16 protein-coding genes are annotated in these 16,068 nt (G+C 52.8%); 11 read left to right on the top strand and 5 right to left on the bottom strand.

What is annotated here, in order from left to right; genetic code table 11:
- Nucleotides 1-64 precede the first annotated feature (64 nt).
- From KJS40_RS09880 to KJS40_RS09840, 9 genes are all read left to right on the top strand, one after another.
- The gene (locus KJS40_RS09880; RefSeq protein ID WP_244859532.1) at nucleotides 65-691 is read left to right on the top strand and encodes a phosphoribosylanthranilate isomerase; all 627 of its coding nucleotides are present in this window, start codon (nucleotides 65-67) and stop codon (nucleotides 689-691) included.
- A complete protein-coding gene (gene trpB / locus KJS40_RS09875) occupies nucleotides 678-1,874 on the top strand; it encodes a tryptophan synthase subunit beta (RefSeq protein WP_213537400.1) in 1,197 nt (398 codons plus the stop codon). The genes KJS40_RS09880 and trpB overlap by 14 nt, the downstream gene beginning before the upstream one ends.
- A 10-nt stretch (nucleotides 1,875-1,884) precedes the next feature.
- Nucleotides 1,885-2,712: a tryptophan synthase subunit alpha gene (trpA, locus tag KJS40_RS09870; RefSeq protein WP_213537399.1), complete on the top strand. Its 828-nt coding sequence runs from the start codon at nucleotides 1,885-1,887 to the stop codon at nucleotides 2,710-2,712.
- 8 nt (nucleotides 2,713-2,720) lie between these two features.
- The gene (gene accD / locus KJS40_RS09865; RefSeq protein WP_213537397.1) at nucleotides 2,721-3,590 is read left to right on the top strand and encodes an acetyl-CoA carboxylase, carboxyltransferase subunit beta; all 870 of its coding nucleotides are present in this window, start codon (nucleotides 2,721-2,723) and stop codon (nucleotides 3,588-3,590) included.
- 58 nt (nucleotides 3,591-3,648) lie between these two features.
- Nucleotides 3,649-4,947, top strand: a complete 1,299-nt coding sequence (gene folC / locus KJS40_RS09860) for a bifunctional tetrahydrofolate synthase/dihydrofolate synthase (RefSeq protein WP_213537396.1) — start codon at nucleotides 3,649-3,651, stop codon at nucleotides 4,945-4,947.
- 16 nt (nucleotides 4,948-4,963) lie between these two features.
- A complete protein-coding gene (locus tag KJS40_RS09855) occupies nucleotides 4,964-5,614 on the top strand; it encodes an SPOR domain-containing protein (RefSeq protein WP_213537394.1) in 651 nt (216 codons plus the stop codon).
- 61 nt (nucleotides 5,615-5,675) lie between these two features.
- Complete coding sequence (locus KJS40_RS09850; protein WP_213537392.1) at nucleotides 5,676-6,185, top strand: CvpA family protein; 510 nt, start codon at nucleotides 5,676-5,678, stop codon at nucleotides 6,183-6,185.
- 111 nt (nucleotides 6,186-6,296) lie between these two features.
- Nucleotides 6,297-7,817, top strand: coding sequence for an amidophosphoribosyltransferase (gene purF / locus KJS40_RS09845; protein ID WP_213537390.1), 1,521 nt, complete (start codon nucleotides 6,297-6,299; stop codon nucleotides 7,815-7,817).
- Nucleotides 7,818-7,960: 143 nt separating this feature from the next.
- Complete coding sequence (locus KJS40_RS09840) at nucleotides 7,961-9,139, top strand: O-succinylhomoserine sulfhydrylase (RefSeq protein WP_213537388.1); 1,179 nt, start codon at nucleotides 7,961-7,963, stop codon at nucleotides 9,137-9,139.
- Between the two features lie 31 nt (nucleotides 9,140-9,170).
- On the opposite strand, the gene KJS40_RS09835 is transcribed toward KJS40_RS09840, so the two are convergent.
- From KJS40_RS09835 to KJS40_RS09815, 5 genes are all read right to left on the bottom strand, one after another.
- Nucleotides 9,171-9,986, bottom strand: coding sequence for a M48 family metallopeptidase (locus tag KJS40_RS09835; protein WP_213537386.1), 816 nt, complete (start codon nucleotides 9,984-9,986; stop codon nucleotides 9,171-9,173).
- A 239-nt stretch (nucleotides 9,987-10,225) separates the two neighbouring features.
- On the bottom strand, nucleotides 10,226-10,726 hold the full coding sequence (locus KJS40_RS09830; RefSeq protein ID WP_213537385.1) for a peptidylprolyl isomerase: 501 nt from the start codon (nucleotides 10,724-10,726) through the stop codon (nucleotides 10,226-10,228).
- 8 nt (nucleotides 10,727-10,734) lie between these two features.
- Nucleotides 10,735-11,337 (bottom strand): peptidylprolyl isomerase, encoded by a 603-nt coding sequence (locus tag KJS40_RS09825; RefSeq protein WP_213537383.1) that lies wholly within the window; start codon nucleotides 11,335-11,337, stop codon nucleotides 10,735-10,737.
- 47 nt (nucleotides 11,338-11,384) lie between these two features.
- Nucleotides 11,385-12,659: a L,D-transpeptidase family protein gene (locus tag KJS40_RS09820; protein WP_244859531.1), complete on the bottom strand. Its 1,275-nt coding sequence runs from the start codon at nucleotides 12,657-12,659 to the stop codon at nucleotides 11,385-11,387.
- On the bottom strand, nucleotides 12,626-13,669 hold the full coding sequence (locus KJS40_RS09815; protein ID WP_213537381.1) for a nuclear transport factor 2 family protein: 1,044 nt from the start codon (nucleotides 13,667-13,669) through the stop codon (nucleotides 12,626-12,628). Before KJS40_RS09815 ends, KJS40_RS09820 begins: the two co-directional genes overlap by 34 nt.
- An 87-nt stretch (nucleotides 13,670-13,756) precedes the next feature.
- On the opposite strand from KJS40_RS09815, the gene cysS reads away from it, so the two are divergent.
- Entirely contained in the window at nucleotides 13,757-15,157 is a 1,401-nt protein-coding gene (gene cysS / locus KJS40_RS09810) for a cysteine--tRNA ligase (RefSeq protein ID WP_213537380.1), read from the top strand.
- Nucleotides 15,158-15,657: 500 nt separating this feature from the next.
- Complete coding sequence (locus KJS40_RS09805) at nucleotides 15,658-16,050, top strand: DUF5675 family protein (RefSeq protein ID WP_090456729.1); 393 nt, start codon at nucleotides 15,658-15,660, stop codon at nucleotides 16,048-16,050.
- The last annotated feature ends 18 nt before the right edge of the window (nucleotides 16,051-16,068 follow it).

Below are 16,068 nucleotides of genomic sequence, written 5' to 3'. Positions count from 1 at the left end.
CAGTCGCGGACCCGCCGATGTTGCCGAACAAAACTCAGCGAAAGGGAAAGAAGAAATTGCAAGTATGTCTACCAAAGTGAAAATTTGCGGTATAACGCGTGTGGAGGATGCGCTGGCAGCAGTGCGTTTTGGTGCCAACGCCATTGGGTTTGTATTCTGGAAGAAAAGTGCGCGTTATTTGACGCCGGCAAAAGCGCAGGAAATTATTGCCGCGCTACCGCCATTCATTACCGCGGTGGGTGTCTATGTCGATCCTGATCCGGATTGGGTGGAAGAAACGTTTTCTGTAGCCAGCCTGAATTTGCTGCAATTTCATGGCAATGAAGACCCCGGGTTTTGCCGGCAATTTTCGCGGTCTTATATAAAGGCGATGCGAGTCAGGGCGAGCGTAGATTTGCTACAATACGCCACCCGTTATACCGGAGCCAGCGGATTGTTGCTGGATACCTATGTCGAAGGCGAGCCGGGCGGCACAGGCCATGCGTTTGACTGGCGTCTGATTCCTCGGGAATTGCCGCTGCCCCTGATTCTTTCGGGAGGGCTGCACTCGGGTAATGTTACCAGTGCGATCCAGCACGCACAGCCTTGGGCAGTAGATGTATCAAGCGGCGTGGAAAGCGCCAAGGGTATCAAGGACGTGGAAAAAATTGCCGCTTTCATGCGAGGAGTTCGAACCAGTGAAAGTTTATGATCTTCCGGATAGCCATGGACATTTTGGTCCATATGGCGGCATTTTTGTCGCTGAAACACTTATTGCAGCGCTGGAAGATTTGCGCGTTCAGTACGAGCATTATCGTAGTGACACCGATTTTCAGGCGGAATTTGCTTACGAGTTAAAGCATTATGTGGGGCGGCCCAGCCCCATCTATCATGCCAGAAGATGGTCGGCACATCTGGGAGGTGCCCAGATTCTGCTGAAGCGTGAAGACCTGAATCATACCGGGGCGCACAAGATCAACAATGCTATCGGGCAGGCACTCCTGGCCAGGCGCATGGGGAAATCGCGCGTGATCGCCGAGACCGGCGCGGGCCAGCACGGTGTAGCCAGCGCTACAGTTGCCGCGCGCTATGGTATGGAATGTGTCGTTTACATGGGCTCCGTCGATGTGGAACGCCAGGCAGCCAACGTTTATCGGATGAAGCTCCTGGGAGCAACGGTCATACCGGTCGAATCAGGTTCGCGAACATTGAAGGACGCCCTGAATGAAGCCATGCGCGACTGGGTAACCAACATCGAAGATACATTCTATATTATTGGCACCGTAGCGGGACCGCATCCCTATCCGATGATGGTACGCGACTTCCAGGCAATAATCGGGCGGGAAGCAATCGTGCAGATGCAAGAGGAATGCGGGCGGCAGCCGGATGCGTTGATTGCCTGCGTGGGTGGCGGGTCAAATGCTATCGGCCTTTTTTATCCTTATATAGAAAGTAATGTAAGGATGGTCGGCGTGGAAGCGGCGGGACGCGGAATTGAGAGTGGTCAGCATGCGGCTTCCCTGACGATGGGAAGATCCGGCGTATTGCACGGAAACCGCACCTATCTGATCCAGGATGAGAACGGTCAGATTGTCGAGACCCACTCTATTTCAGCCGGGCTGGATTATCCTGGCGTCGGCCCCGAACACGCCTGGCTCAAGGACAGCAATCGTGCTGAATACATCGCCATTACCGATGACCAGGCGCTGGAGGCATTCCATTCACTGTGCCATTACGAGGGCATCATACCGGCGCTGGAATCCAGTCATGCGCTGGCTTATGCCGCCCAGCTCGCGCCCTCGCTTGGCAAGGATAAGCTGCTGCTGGTGAACCTGTCCGGACGCGGGGACAAAGATATGGCCACTGTAGCGCAGGCTTCCAATATAACCTTTTGAATCATCATATATGTCTCGTATCGCTACCGTATTCGGCAACCTGCTCCAGAAAAAAAGAAAAGCACTGATTCCTTTCATCACTGCCGGTGACCCGGAGCCCGCAATGATGGTTCCATTGATGCATGAGCTGGTGAAAGCAGGCGCCGACATCATCGAACTGGGCGTCCCGTTTTCGGACCCCATGGCGGACGGGCCGACCATACAGCGGTCTTCGGAGCGCGCGCTCAAGCATGGTGTAGGTCTGAAGGATGTGCTGACAATGGTGGAGGAATTCAGGAAAACCGATACATACACACCGGTTGTACTGATGGGTTATGCCAACCCGATAGAATCGATGGGCTACGAGAAATTTGCGGCGGGAGCAAAAAAAAGCGGGATAGATGGAGTGCTGGTAGTGGATTATCCACCAGAAGAGTCCCGGGAATGGGTAAGCAATCTTGAACGTCAGCAAATAGATGCGATTTTCCTGCTTTCTCCTACTACTCCGCAAATGCGCGTCGAGCGGGTAGCGGAGCTGGCGCGGGGATACATATATTATGTTTCGCTAAAAGGCGTAACCGGTGCATTAAGTCTCGACCTCCGCGATGTCGCCAACAAACTGGTTCAGTTGCGCACCTGCATCTCCATTCCCATTGGCGTCGGTTTCGGCATACGCGACGGTGCGACGGCCAAAGCCGTGGCGGGCCTTGCCGACGCTGTCGTGATAGGTAGCCGCATCATTGAAGAAATAGAAAATTCAACCAGGGAGAATTTATTAACGAACGTATACGGCTTGGTAAAAAATCTCCGTGCCGCCGTCGACGAAGCCAGCGCTGAACACGCATCATCCATCATTTAAACTAATTTATGAGCTGGTTCCAGAAACTTCTTCCCCCAAAAATAAAACGCAAGGTAAGCGGCGAAAAAAAGGCCGTGCCTGAGGGATTGTGGAGCAAGTGCGCGTCTTGCGAAGCAGTGCTTTATTACTCTGATCTGGGTAACAATCTAAATGTCTGCCCCAAGTGCAATCATCACAACCGCATTTCTGCCCGGGTGCGTCTTGATTTATTCCTGGATGCCGAAGGCCGTCATGAGATCGGAGCGGAAGTGCAATCGCTTGACCCGCTTAAATTCAAGGATAACAAGCGTTATATCGACAGGTTATCGGAAGCGAAAAGAGATACGGATGAAAATGACGCCCTCGTGGTCATGCAGGGCAGCGTCAAAACCGTACCGCTGGTTGCAGCAGCATTCGAATTCGGTTTCATGGGGGGCTCGATGGGCTCAGCGGTAGGTGAGCGCTTCGTGCGTGCGGTGCAAACATGCGTTGAGCAACATGTGGCTTTTGTATGCTTCGCCGCCAGTGGCGGCGCGCGCATGCAGGAAGGTTTGCTATCATTGATGCAGATGGCTAAAACAACAGCGGTGCTTACCCAACTCAGTCAGGAGCGGCTGCCTTTCATCTCGGTATTGACAGACCCTACCATGGGTGGGGTGTCAGCTAGTTTTGCCTTCATCGGTGACGTGGTAATCGCCGAGCCAGGGGCATTGATCGGATTCGCCGGGCCGCGCGTTATCGAGCAGACTGTGCGGCAAACCCTGCCGGAAGGGTTTCAACGTGCCGAATTCCTGCTGGAACACGGTGCTATAGACATGATTGTAGATCGCCGGCGCATGCGCGATAAGGTTGCTAACCTATGTTCGCTGCTGATGCACGTTTCTCCGCCGGCAGCCTGATCTTTGGCTCACATAATCATGTCGTCATGATGTTCATGCCGGGTGGCGCAAGATAGTAATGAGTGAATCCGATACAAAATCCAGAACGCTTTCCGATTGGCTGAACTGGCTTGAACGTATCCATCCGAAGTCCATCGAGATGGGACTGGACAGGATAAATCGGGTGAAGGCGGGCTTGAATCTTGCATGTTCCTTTCCCATCATCACGGTCGGGGGCACTAACGGCAAAGGATCGACATGTGCCATGATGGAGGCGATTCTGACACGCGCCGGGTATCGCGTTGGCTGTTACACTTCTCCGCACTTGCTGCGTTATAACGAGCGCGTGCGGGTGAACCGAAAGGAAGCCAGCGATGACGAGTTATGTAATGCTTTTCAAATAGTGGAATCGGCCCGGCTTGACAGCGGTATTCCCCTGACCTATTTTGAGTTTGGCACACTGGCCGCAATGCAACTATTCAAACAGGCCGAAGTGGAAGTCGCGATCATGGAAGTGGGACTGGGCGGCCGGTTGGACGCAGTCAATATTTTTGATGCTGATTGTGCGGTTATCACCAGTGTTGACTTCGATCATATGGATTATCTGGGTACCACTCGGGAGGAAATTGGATTTGAGAAGGCCGGAATTTTCAGAAACGGAAAGACTGCCATTTGCTCGGAACCGGATATTCCCGCGAGCGTGCGGCTTCATGCAGAAGCGATCGGCGCGAATTTGATGCACATCGGCGAGCACTTCGGTTACTCGACCAGCGCGACCGGATGGAGTTTCTGGGGAAAGGGGGGCAAGCGTCATTCGCTGCCCTATCCGGCATTGCGGGGCGCTTATCAGTTGCGCAACGCCAATGCCTGTCTTGCTGCACTGGATGCGGTAAAGGATAGCTTGCCGATTACCATGGGCGATGTACGCCAGGGACTATTGGAAGTTGTCTGGCCAGGCCGGTTTCAGGTGTTACCCGGCCGTCCTGTGACGGTGCTGGATGTGGCACACAATCCGGGTGCTGCGCGCGCCTTGGCTGCCGGGCTCGACAGCATGGACCGCTATCAAAAGACTTACGCGGTATTTGCAATGCTCAAAGATAAGGATATTGCCGGTGTGGCGCGGGCACTTGCGGCAAAAGTCGATGTATGGTTGACGGCGAACATCGATTTGCCACGTGGGGCTGCGGTTGGTGACGTGGCGCGGGCGCTGAAGGAGGCAGGTGTGGGTGAGGAGACAATTCAGAGTTTTCCGGATCCGGCCGCGGCATATGCATTTGCCTGTGAGCACGCAACCGTAAATGATAGAATCTGTGTCTTTGGCTCTTTCCATACCGTAGCCGAAGTGTTGCGTTACCGGAACGCGGTTGAGCACGGTTAGAATCAAGCAGAGACGAATGGCAAAGACCGTCAGCGAAGAAGAGATTCAGCTAAGGAAACGCGCCAGAAGACGTCTCGTCGGCGCAATTACACTGGTGGTCACAGCGGTTGTCATTCTGCCGATGGTGCTCGACAGCAAACCGGAGCAGAGAAGTCACGAAATTGACATTCGCATACCATCTGAAGACTCTGTGGAAGAGCTCGCACCCGATGTCGCCCTTCGTACAGAAGCACCGGCCAGGACTGTTCCAGAAAAATTGGAAACCGGAATAGGTCAGGAAGAGCCGGTAGTCTCCGAGCCATCAGTAAAGCCTGCCCAAGCCGCGAATGAATCGATAGAGAAACCGGCGGCGAACAGCATGGATACCAAAGGTGAATCGGGAACGGGAAATGCAAAAGCGACCGTTCCTGCCACTGCCGCTACTGTATTCGTAGTGCAATTGGGCGCTTTTTCCGATCCGGGCAAAGCCAGGCAACAGCTGCAGAGCGTGACATCGAAGGACAGCAGGTCCAAGGCCTATACGGAAACACTGAAGGTTGACAGCGGTGCCGAAAAGGGCGAGATAACGCGTGTTCGGGTAGGGCCGTTTGATACGCGTGAGGAGGCGGAGCTTACACGTGAGAAACTGAAGAAACTTGGATTCGATGGCGTAGTCGCGGAGAAGTAGGATGATGGAACCATTACCGCACAGGAAAATTGCCCTTCTGTAATTTCGTTCCTGTTTACGAATGACTATTTTCGATTACTGCGTTCTTGCCATACTTGTTATATCCATTTTGCTGAGTGTGATGCGAGGCGTGGTGCGCGAATCATTGTCGCTGGCGGGCTGGATTGTCGCATTCATGGTGGCAAACTCATTTTCAGCAGGGTTCGCGCCCATGCTGCCATCCGGTATCGCCGGCGAAACATTGCGTATGTTGCTGGCATTCGCTGCATTATTCCTGTCGGTGCTGCTGGCGATGAGTCTGATCGCCATGCTGATCTCAGCCTTGGTAAAAAGTGTGGGATTGGGGTTTGCAGATCGTTTTTTTGGTTCGTTGTTCGGTTTTATACGAGGGTTGCTGGTAGTGTTATTGGTTGTGTTGGCAGCGGGATTCACCGCGTTGCCGCAAGAGCCGTTCTGGCAAAAGGCCTTGCTCAGCAAACCGCTGGAGACAGCGGCGATGTTGGTAATACCATGGTTGCCGCCAGATTTGTCCACGCGTATCAATTATGTGAAATTAAAGCGCGGACAGTGACTAGCAGCCTGTCGGTATAATACAGCGCTCGGCAATTCCATTCGTCCATATCCGGATAAACCTTTTGTACAGTTTTAATCAAAATCAAAGCCATCTTTGCGGAGTGTGGTCATGTGTGGAATTCTGGGCTTAGTCGCACAAACTGCCGTCAACCAGTTGTTGTACGACGGCTTGCTGGTACTCCAGCACCGCGGACAGGATGCAGCAGGCATCGTTACTGCCCAGGGTAACACTTTCCATATGCATAAGGGTGGCGGCCTGGTCCGGGATGTGTTCCGTACCCGCAACATGCGTGCTTTGCTTGGTAACATGGGCATTGGCCATGTGAGATATCCCACCGCTGGCTCCGCTGAATCGTCGGCTGAGGCACAGCCGTTCTATGTCAACTCGCCGTTCGGAATCGTACTTGGGCACAACGGCAATCTCACGAATGCAGCCCAACTCAATGATGAGTTGTTTCGCGAGGATTTGCGCCACGTCAATACCAGTTCCGATTCAGAAGTGCTTCTCAACGTACTCGCCCATGAGTTGCAAAGAAGCACGAAAAACCACCAGCTCGACCTTGCCGCTATTTTCGACGCGGTGTCCGGCGTACATCGGCGCTGTCGAGGTGCTTACGCAGTGGTGGCAATGATCTCGGGTTATGGATTGCTCGCTTTTCGCGACCCTTACGGCATCCGTCCATTGGTATTCGGCTCTGCTGAAACCGAGCATGGGATGGAATACCTGGTGGCGTCCGAAAGTGTGGCGCTCGATACTTTAGGGTTTAAGCTGGTACGCGATGTCGCCCCGGGCGAAGCAATTTTTATCGACGAGAGCGGTAATTTCCACAATAAGCAATGTGCCGCCAACCCCACGCAGAATCCGTGTATTTTCGAATATGTCTATATGGCGCGCCCGGATTCCGTCATGGATGGTATCTCAGTATATGAAACGCGCCTTAACATGGGCGAGAGCCTGGCTGACAAGATCGCCACGACCATGCGTCATCTGGATATCGATGTGGTGATTCCGATCCCCGACTCCAGTCGTCCCAGTGCCTTGCAGCTTGCTAATCGCCTGGGAGTGAGCTTTCGCGAAGGTTTCGTAAAGAACCGCTATATTGGGCGTACTTTTATCATGCCGGGCCAGCAGCAGAGGCGCAAATCCGTTCGACAAAAACTCAATGCAATGAGTGTGGAATTTCGCGGTAAAAACGTACTGTTGGTAGACGATTCGATTGTGCGCGGCACCACCAGCCTCGAAATTGTGCAAATGGCGCAGGAGGCCGGCGCCCATAAGGTATTCTTTGCTTCGGCCGCGCCACCGGTGAGGTTTCCCAACGTTTATGGAATTGATATGCCGACGCGCCGCGAGCTCATCGCTACCGGGCGGAACGAAGACGAAATCTGCCGCGAGATCGGTGCCGACCATCTCGTTTATCAGGATCTCGATTCACTCGTCAAAGATGTTTGCCGCGTCAATCCATCGATTACGCATTATGAAACCTCCTGTTTCGATGGGCGCTATATCACCGGCGATGTTACGCCGGAGTACCTCGCTTTACTGGAGGCGCAGCGTGATGGCGGCGCACCCTTGTCTCGCTCACGGTCCAGTACGCAGCTGGATTTGAACCTGGTGGCGATCGATTAATGGAGATTTGACAAAAACGGTTATCGGGCGTAATTTGACTGTAGCGCCGATTTGATATTCAGCTTGCGGGCGCATTATAAATTCGGCTAAAGCGGGAAACCCGTTTTAGCGAATGCTGAACGGGTTTTTTTTGGGAGTTAAGCATGTCTGATGATTTTGAGCTGGAAACCCTGGCGTTACACACCGGTATTCACCGTAGTCAATTCAATGAACACTCGGAAGCCTTGTACCTGACCTCGAGTTTTGTATTTGACAGCGCAGCCCAGGCTGCAGCGCGCTTTTCAGGTGCGGAATCCGGAAATATTTACTCGCGATTCACCAATCCCACGGTTACAGCTTTCGAAGAGCGGCTTGCCGCGCTTGAAGGCGCAGAAGCGTGTGTTGCCACTTCTTCGGGGATGTCAGCCATACTGGCTTGCGTGATGGGGCTGCTCTCCGCCGGCGATCATGTCATCGCGTCGCGCAGTCTTTTCGGTGCAACCGTGAGTCTGTTCAATAATATCCTCAAGCGCTTCAATATCGAAACGACGTTTGTTTCCGCCACCGATGTCGCAGCATGGGAGGCGGCGGTAAAACCCACCACAAAACTCATGTTTATCGAAACGCCGTCAAATCCGTTGACTGAAGTTTCGGACATCGCCGCACTTGCACACGTGGCAAAAAAAGCCGGCGCATGGCTTGCGGTCGATAATTGCTTTTGTTCGCCGGCGCTGCAGCGGCCGCTGGATCTGGGCGCCGATCTTGTGGTTCACTCCGCCACCAAGTATCTCGAAGGCCAGGGTAGGGTTTTAGGCGGCGCCGTATTGGGGAAGCGCGACCTGGTGATGGAACGCGGGATTTTTGGCTTTCTGCGTACCGCGGGGCCGAGTTTGAGCCCTTTCAACGCCTGGGTTATTTTAAAGGGAATGGAAACTCTGAAGCTGCGCATGGATGCGCATTCTGCAAATGCCATGCAGATCGCTCGCTGGCTGGAAGCGCAGCCCGGGGTGGCGCGGGTTCACTACCCGGGCTTGCCCTCACACCCTCAGTACGAGCTTGCCAGACGCCAACAGAAAACCGGTGGCGGAATCGTTTCATTCGAGTTGAGAAATGGAAGAGAAGCGGCATGGCGGGTAGTGGATTCCGTTCGATTGATTTCGATCACCGCCAACCTGGGGGATGCCAAGAGTACGCTCACCCATCCCGCCACCACCACTCATGCCCGTATCAGTCAGGAAAGCCGGGATGCCGCCGGGATCACCGAAGGTTTATTGCGCATCGCGGTGGGGCTCGAAGCGGTAAAGGATATCCAGGCTGACCTTGCAAGAGGATTAAACGCATAATCTTCTATTGGTCCAACGAGACGGTTCAGCTTCAGTGAAGCGTGGCTTCATAAAGAGGCATAACACGTGGCAACAACGATTCAATCTGCTGGATCCGGCTTGAGTCCGCAGGATGGCTGCTCAGGAATTCGGGAAGCTGGCCGCCACTGTTGGCATTCATCATTTTTTGCCACAACGTAACGCCGGCGCGCGGGTTATAACCTGCACGTGCGGTCAATTCCAGCCCGATGCGGTCTGCCTCGGCCTCGTCGGTACGGCTAAAATGTGTTGCGACCAAGGCCTGATAACCGACGTTGGCGAGAGTGGCGGCATTCTGGCTGAGGCCAAATGCCGCGGATCCCAACCCCAGCGCGGTCTGCGCCGCGATTGCCTGCGACACCTGCTCACGTGAATGTTCACGCAAGGCGTGGGCGATTTCATGCCCCATCACCACTGCAATTTCCGCATCGTTGAGTTGAAGCTGATTGATCAGTCCCGAATAAAACATGATCTTGCCGCCAGGCATGCAAAAGGCATTGAGTTCCTTGCTGTCAATGATATTGACCTCCCACTTCCACCCGGGGGCATCCTTGCGGAATACGCCGGTCTGTGGTTCGATGCGGCGGGCTATTGCCTGCACCCGCTGCAGCAGTTTCGGATCCTTGTTCAACGCACCTTGTTGCGTTGCGTCCGATTTCAGCTTGGTATAACCTTGTGCGGCCGTTTGCTCCAGTTGCTCTGAAGATATAAGCATCAGTTGAGAGCGGTTCGCGCCGACCGCACCGCCCGAGGTGGTGGTTGCACATCCCGTTAGCGCAGCTAACCAAAGACTGATCGATATTGCTGTAAGAATTCGAAAAGTGGACATGATTTTCCCCATTGATGAAATATTTTATTTCCCCTACCCAAACGACCTCTCACGGGACGGGTGGTGCATGCCTCACATAGTAATATCCACGGCAATATTACCTGGCGGCGTGCCGGAGCTTGGACAAAAGGCGCTATTCCGGCTCAAAAGTTTAATAAAAACTCATTGTCATGGTACTGATAGCGGGCATAGCTAACTTTCACAGCCTCTTAACGGATGGCCCGGGGTATAAATAGCGACTACTTATTTTCAACCATTTCCGCTTTCAGCAATATCACATCTTCCGATGGCACATCCTGATGACCATTTCGGGTACCTGTCTTTACCTTCTTGATCCTCTCCACCACATCCTGGCCTTCCACTACCTTGCCAAACACACAATAGCCGAAACCCTGGGAAGTAGGCGACGTGTAATTAAGAAAACTATTGTCCTTGACATTTATAAAAAATTGTGCTGTAGCGGAATGCACGTCGGATGTGCGTGCCATGGCAACTGTATATTTATCATTCTTGAGGCCGTTGGCGGCCTCGTTCTGAATCGGGGCGCGAACCTGCTTCTGGTTCATGCCCGGCTCGAATCCGCCTCCCTGAATCATGAAATCGTTGATCACCCTATGAAATATCGTATTATCATAAAAACCGCTGTTCACATAGTCTATAAAATTCTGAACGGTCAGCGGAGCCTTTTCGCTGTCCAGTTCGAGAGTGATATCGCCGTGATTGGTGTGGAGTTTGATCATGTTTGTCCTTATTTTCCAGGCAAAGCGGTGCCGGCAGCCGGCACCTCTGTGACAAGTTTGATTTCATCGATGATTACTGTTTTTTCAGGTACGTCGCTTGGAAATGGTCCTCCGGAGCCCGTCGGCGTACCGGCAATCTTATTGGCCACCTCCATTCCTCTGATAACTTTGCCGAACACGGTGTAACCATAGCCTTGCTGAGTCGGTGCAGTGTAATTGAGGAACCCGTTATTGGCTACATTAATGAAGAATTGGGCAGAGGCTGAGTGCGGGTCCGAGGTGCGGGCCATGGCAATCGTTCCAATCTCATTTTTCAGGCCGTTGGCCGCCTCATTCTCGATGGGCTGCCTCGCCGGTTTCTGCTTGAAGGCCTTGTCGAATCCGCCGCCCTGAATCATGAACCCGGGAATTACACGATGAAATACAGTGCCCTTATAGTGGCCGTCTTTCACGTAACGCAGAAAATTATCTACGGTTTTAGGCGCCTTATCAGGGTAAAGCTCCAATAATATATTACCAAAATTGGTCTTTATTTCAACCTGGGGATTAGCTGCGTGAGCGGTCGTGCTGAACAGAAGCGAGAAAGCAGCAAGAAGCTTGATAATATGCATAGGTGTAAACGCAAAGTAGTCGATAAAATGTTTGATCGGTTCCGAAACTAGGCTGTGCCTTCATAAATGATCTTCCAGGGACCGTTTTTTTGCTCCCTCATCCAGTACTGACGTTTCTTCATTTTGTTGGAAAGGTTGCTGCTGGAATATTCCTGATCGAAATTGACCACCACCAGATCATCTCGTCCAGGATAAAGAAAGATGCCGATATTGCTGATTCTCACTTTGATCCAATTCTTGGCAGTATTAACCTGGCGCTTGTGCCGCGACCATTCAGCCAGGCTCTGGCCACCGCTGAAAAAATCCCGGCCGTAGTGGCCGATATACGCCTCGGTGTTTCCACCTTCCCAATCGCGCCGCCACTTTTCCAGATGTTGTACCAGTTTGCTGCGCAAAGCAGTTTCGGCACCGGATTTTACCCATTCTACTTCGTTGCTGATAATCACGGGTGTTATCCCGACTTGCAGCGCCGCACCTACGCTACGTAAATCCTGATTGGCCAGCACGACGCAACCATCGCTGGCACGGGGTGGCCGACTATAGGTGTCCGATGGCGTGCCGTGGAGCCAGATGCCAAAACCACTTCGTCCATGCCGCTTGTCCCATTCGTTGGGGTAATTGAGGGGAAAAGCGCCCCCTCCATAAAAATCGGTGAGTTTCTCGCGAGGTACATTGGCGGTAACAAAATATACACCGATGGGAGTTTTCTTATCTCCTTCCTTCAGTTTCTGAGTTCCATTCTTGCCGCTGCTGATGTAATAATCGGAAAGGTAACGAGGTTGGCCACCCACATTCTGATAAATGTACAGCCGGGATTTCCCAGTGTCGGCAACAATTGCATATTTTTGTTCCGGCGGCATTTGCACAAGATATTTCGGCGCCATGTTAGGTGGAACGGGTTCCTGGTGACGCAGCAGCCGGGCTCGCGCTTCATCGCGTAAATCGGCAATGTTCTGCGGTGAGACCCCGGCAGTATCACCAATATTACTGATCGGGCGAGAACGAGCCAGTAGCAGGTCACCTTTAATCAGGTGAGCAAGCCGAAAATTCGGATTGGTCTTGAGCACTTGCTCGACTCCGCTTAAAGCGGAATCCATGCGGCTCTCCGCAATTTCCTGCATGCTTTTGACCAGCATGGTTTCCGGGCCGGTGATCGATAGTTCCGGCAAGGCCGAGTGATCGCTCGCTAATGCGCCAAAGGCCAGGAAACCAAACGCGACTATGACGCCGGCGGTAACCGTGGTTGTACGTGATTGAATGTGCTTGGGGAAAGCCGGACCGGCTAATCTCATCGCCCGGCTTGCTCCTGCTGTATGAGCCATTTTTCCCCTGTCTTGACCAGCTCAAGTGTCTTGGTTGTATTACTCCTGATTGCGTCGGAGTGGTACGATTGCTTGAAACTTACCCTTGCGTGCGTGGTGCCGATCAAGTTTACTTTGGGGTTGGTAATGGCGACCTGGATAGATTTTGGTTTCCCGATGCGTTCTCGGCGGGTTTTTTCCCATGCCGCATGCGACGAACCGCCTTGAGGACGGAAACTGCTCGCGTAGAATGCCAGATAGGCCGCGACATTCTTATCGGACCAGGCTATGGCCCAGGCCTCTATCGTCTTGATAACCTCATCCGATTCGTCCGGAACAGTGGGTTGGACTTTCGGCCCCGATTGTTCCGCAGAGGCGGTCTTCCCGGCTGTTGGTTTTTCCACTTTTTCTACAGCCCTTTTTTCCGGGACTTTCTCCATGGCTATTGCGGGGGCATCAGTTGGCGGCACAGAGGAAACAGATGGGGAAGATGCGGTTTGTATTTCTTTAGGTCTCCCTGTGAACAGGTCCTTGATCATTGCAAGCTTGGTTTGCGCAGCGGCGTTACCCTTGTCCAGTTGCAATGCCTTGCCATATGCCTGACTTGCCATCTTTGCATATACATCCCCCAGATTCTCATGCGCAGTCGCATAGCTGGGGTGGGTGCGTATCGCTGCTTCGAGCGCACCCTTGGCTTTGTCATACTGGCCCTGGCTGGCATAGAGCACCGCGAGGTTATTGTATGGCTCCGGCAGATCCGGGTATTCTTCGGCGAGTGAAGAGAATATACCGATGGCGTCCGCGGTCTTATTTTGTTCAGTCAGTATCAGGCCTTTCTGGAAGCGCATCTGTGCATCCTTTGGCTTGAGGGCGAGGTAAGCATCTGCTTGCTCCAGCGCCTTGGCGAAATTGCCCTGCTTGTAGAGTTTGGCAACTGTATCGTTCTCATCGGCAAGCGCAGCAGGATTCGACAGCAGCAGCACGGCAACTGCCATTAATGCGTTTATGAGGGGAAAATCCAGCATTTTCATTGTGCTATACTGCTCCGATTTTTGTTGGGTTGTCCCGGAATCCCCGGGATTCTACCAAGAAGCCTGTCTAATTCACAATCTTGCCAGATGCTCAAAATCCATAACTCGCTCGCCAGGGAAAAACAGGACTTTGTTCCCCTCGTTCCCGGCAAGGTCAAAATATATGTCTGCGGCATGACGGTCTACGACTATTGCCATCTTGGTCACGCTCGCATGATGGTGGTATTCGATATGGTACAAGGCTGGCTTCGAGCGAGCGGTTTCGATGTGACGTACGTACGCAATATAACCGATGTTGACGATAAAATTATCAAACGGGCCCAGGAAAACAGCGAATCCATCGATGCGTTGACCGATCGTTTTATCCGGGCTATGGAAGAAGACGCCGCTGCGCTCGGTGTCGCGCCGCCTACATGTGAACCGCGAGCCACTCGGCATGTGGAAGATATGATTGGCATGATTCGAATTCTGATGGAAAAAAACCTTGCCTACGCGGCGCCCAACGGCGATGTGTATTATGCCGTGCACAAATTTCCCGGCTACGGAAAGCTTTCCGGAAAATCGCTGGATGATTTGCGTGCGGGGGAACGCGTAATAATCGATCCATACAAAGAGGATCCGCTGGATTTCGTATTATGGAAAGCCGCCAAAGCCGGCGAGCCGCAATGGGATTCGCCCTGGGGCAGTGGGCGTCCCGGCTGGCATATCGAATGCTCGGCAATGGCTGAACGTTATCTCGGCGAACACTTTGACATACATGGGGGTGGCCAGGACTTGCAGTTTCCTCATCATGAAAACGAGATTGCGCAAAGCGAAGGCGCGCATGACCATCCTTTCGTGAATTACTGGATGCATAACGGCTTCGTGCGTGTCAATGATGAAAAGATGTCTAAGTCACTGGGCAATTTTTTTACCGTACGCGAAATTCTTGCCCGCTATCAACCGGAAGTGGTGCGCTTCTTCATTCTTCGGGCGCATTACCGCAGCCCGCTGAACTATTCGGATCAGCATCTTGACGATGCCAAGCGCGCGCTTGATCGGCTTTACACTGCGCTGAAAGGAAATGAAGCCAGTGACGCTGCGGCCACCATAGACTGGCAGGCGCCTCATGCACGCCGTTTCAGGGAAGCAATGGATGATGACTTCAATACGTCCGATGCGATAGCGGTGCTGTTCGATCTTGCGAACGAGGTCAACAAAACCGGATCACCACGGGACACGGCGCTGATGAGAGCGCTAGGCGGCGTGTTGGGATTATTGCAACAAAATTCACAGCAGTATTTTCAGGACGACGGACTTGCAGGTGATTCTGTATTCACGCCGGAACGTATCGAGCAACTGATTCAGCAACGCCTCATTGCCCGGGCACGCCGAAATTATAGCGAAGCCGATCGTATTCGCAGGGAATTACTGGACGCCGGCATTATCCTGGAGGATGGACCTCAGGGCACTACCTGGCGCAGGGAAACAAGTTCTTCTATCCTTTAACCTAAATCCAGTAGTTGGACGGGGTGAAGCGTACGGTTTTTGGGGTGCAGGGCAAGGCGCAACGACGCGGAATACGACCGCGCAGGGCGGAGCAGTGCCTTCCGCAGGAAGGTGCGATCCCAAAGCGGGATGCGGGTGCGCTCTCGCGTGTGGAGCGCGATCGCGGCATCCCCTGCGCTGCCCGATCCCCGCTGCGCGGGGCCCCTCGGGCGACGCTTCGGGGCGCCGTTCCATTCCAAGGAGTTGCAACGCAGCCATGTGCCCCAAAAACCGTACACTTCACCCCGTAGCGCCCTCACCCTGAAGGTGAGCGTCAAATAATATGAAATATTGTTATTAATCATAACACTGATATATTAAATGAGCGATCAACTGCCGGCTTTAGGTTTAATATTCCGCGAAGGATATTTTTATAAAAATTTCAACATCGATCATCAGAATCGTCCGTTACACTTGATGTTCCATTTCCATGATATCCCAGAATACAAGGACAGCCAAAAATGGAGTTGCAAATTAAAAGGACTGATTTCTCTGAAGAGAGCACGATTGGCGAGTTATCGGTAAATGGCGTGTTTGAGTGCTACACCCTTGAAGATAAAGTCAGGCCGGTCAAAATTGCCGGAAAGACAGCCATACCATCCGGTCGCTACGAAGTGATCATCAATTTCTCACAGCGGTTTCAAAAACAGCTTCCGCTTCTTCTGAATGTGCCGAACTATGAAGGCGTCAGGATACATAGCGGAAATACGGCCGCAAACACGGAAGGATGCATATTGGTCGGTGAGACGAAAACTGAAAATTTCATCGGTGAAAGTCGATGGGCCTTTAATCGGCTATTCGAAAAACTGAAAATTGCGTCGGAAACCGAAAAAATATTCCTGGAAATAGCCTAGTAACCTGTCGGATTTGAA

Origin of the sequence: Nitrosospira sp. NRS527, from assembly GCF_018406445.1 — a bacterium.
Lineage (GTDB): Bacteria > Pseudomonadota > Gammaproteobacteria > Burkholderiales > Nitrosomonadaceae > Nitrosospira > Nitrosospira briensis.
The sequence above is the reverse complement of the archived record's forward strand: the minus strand, read 5'-3'. Positions and strand labels throughout refer to the sequence as shown.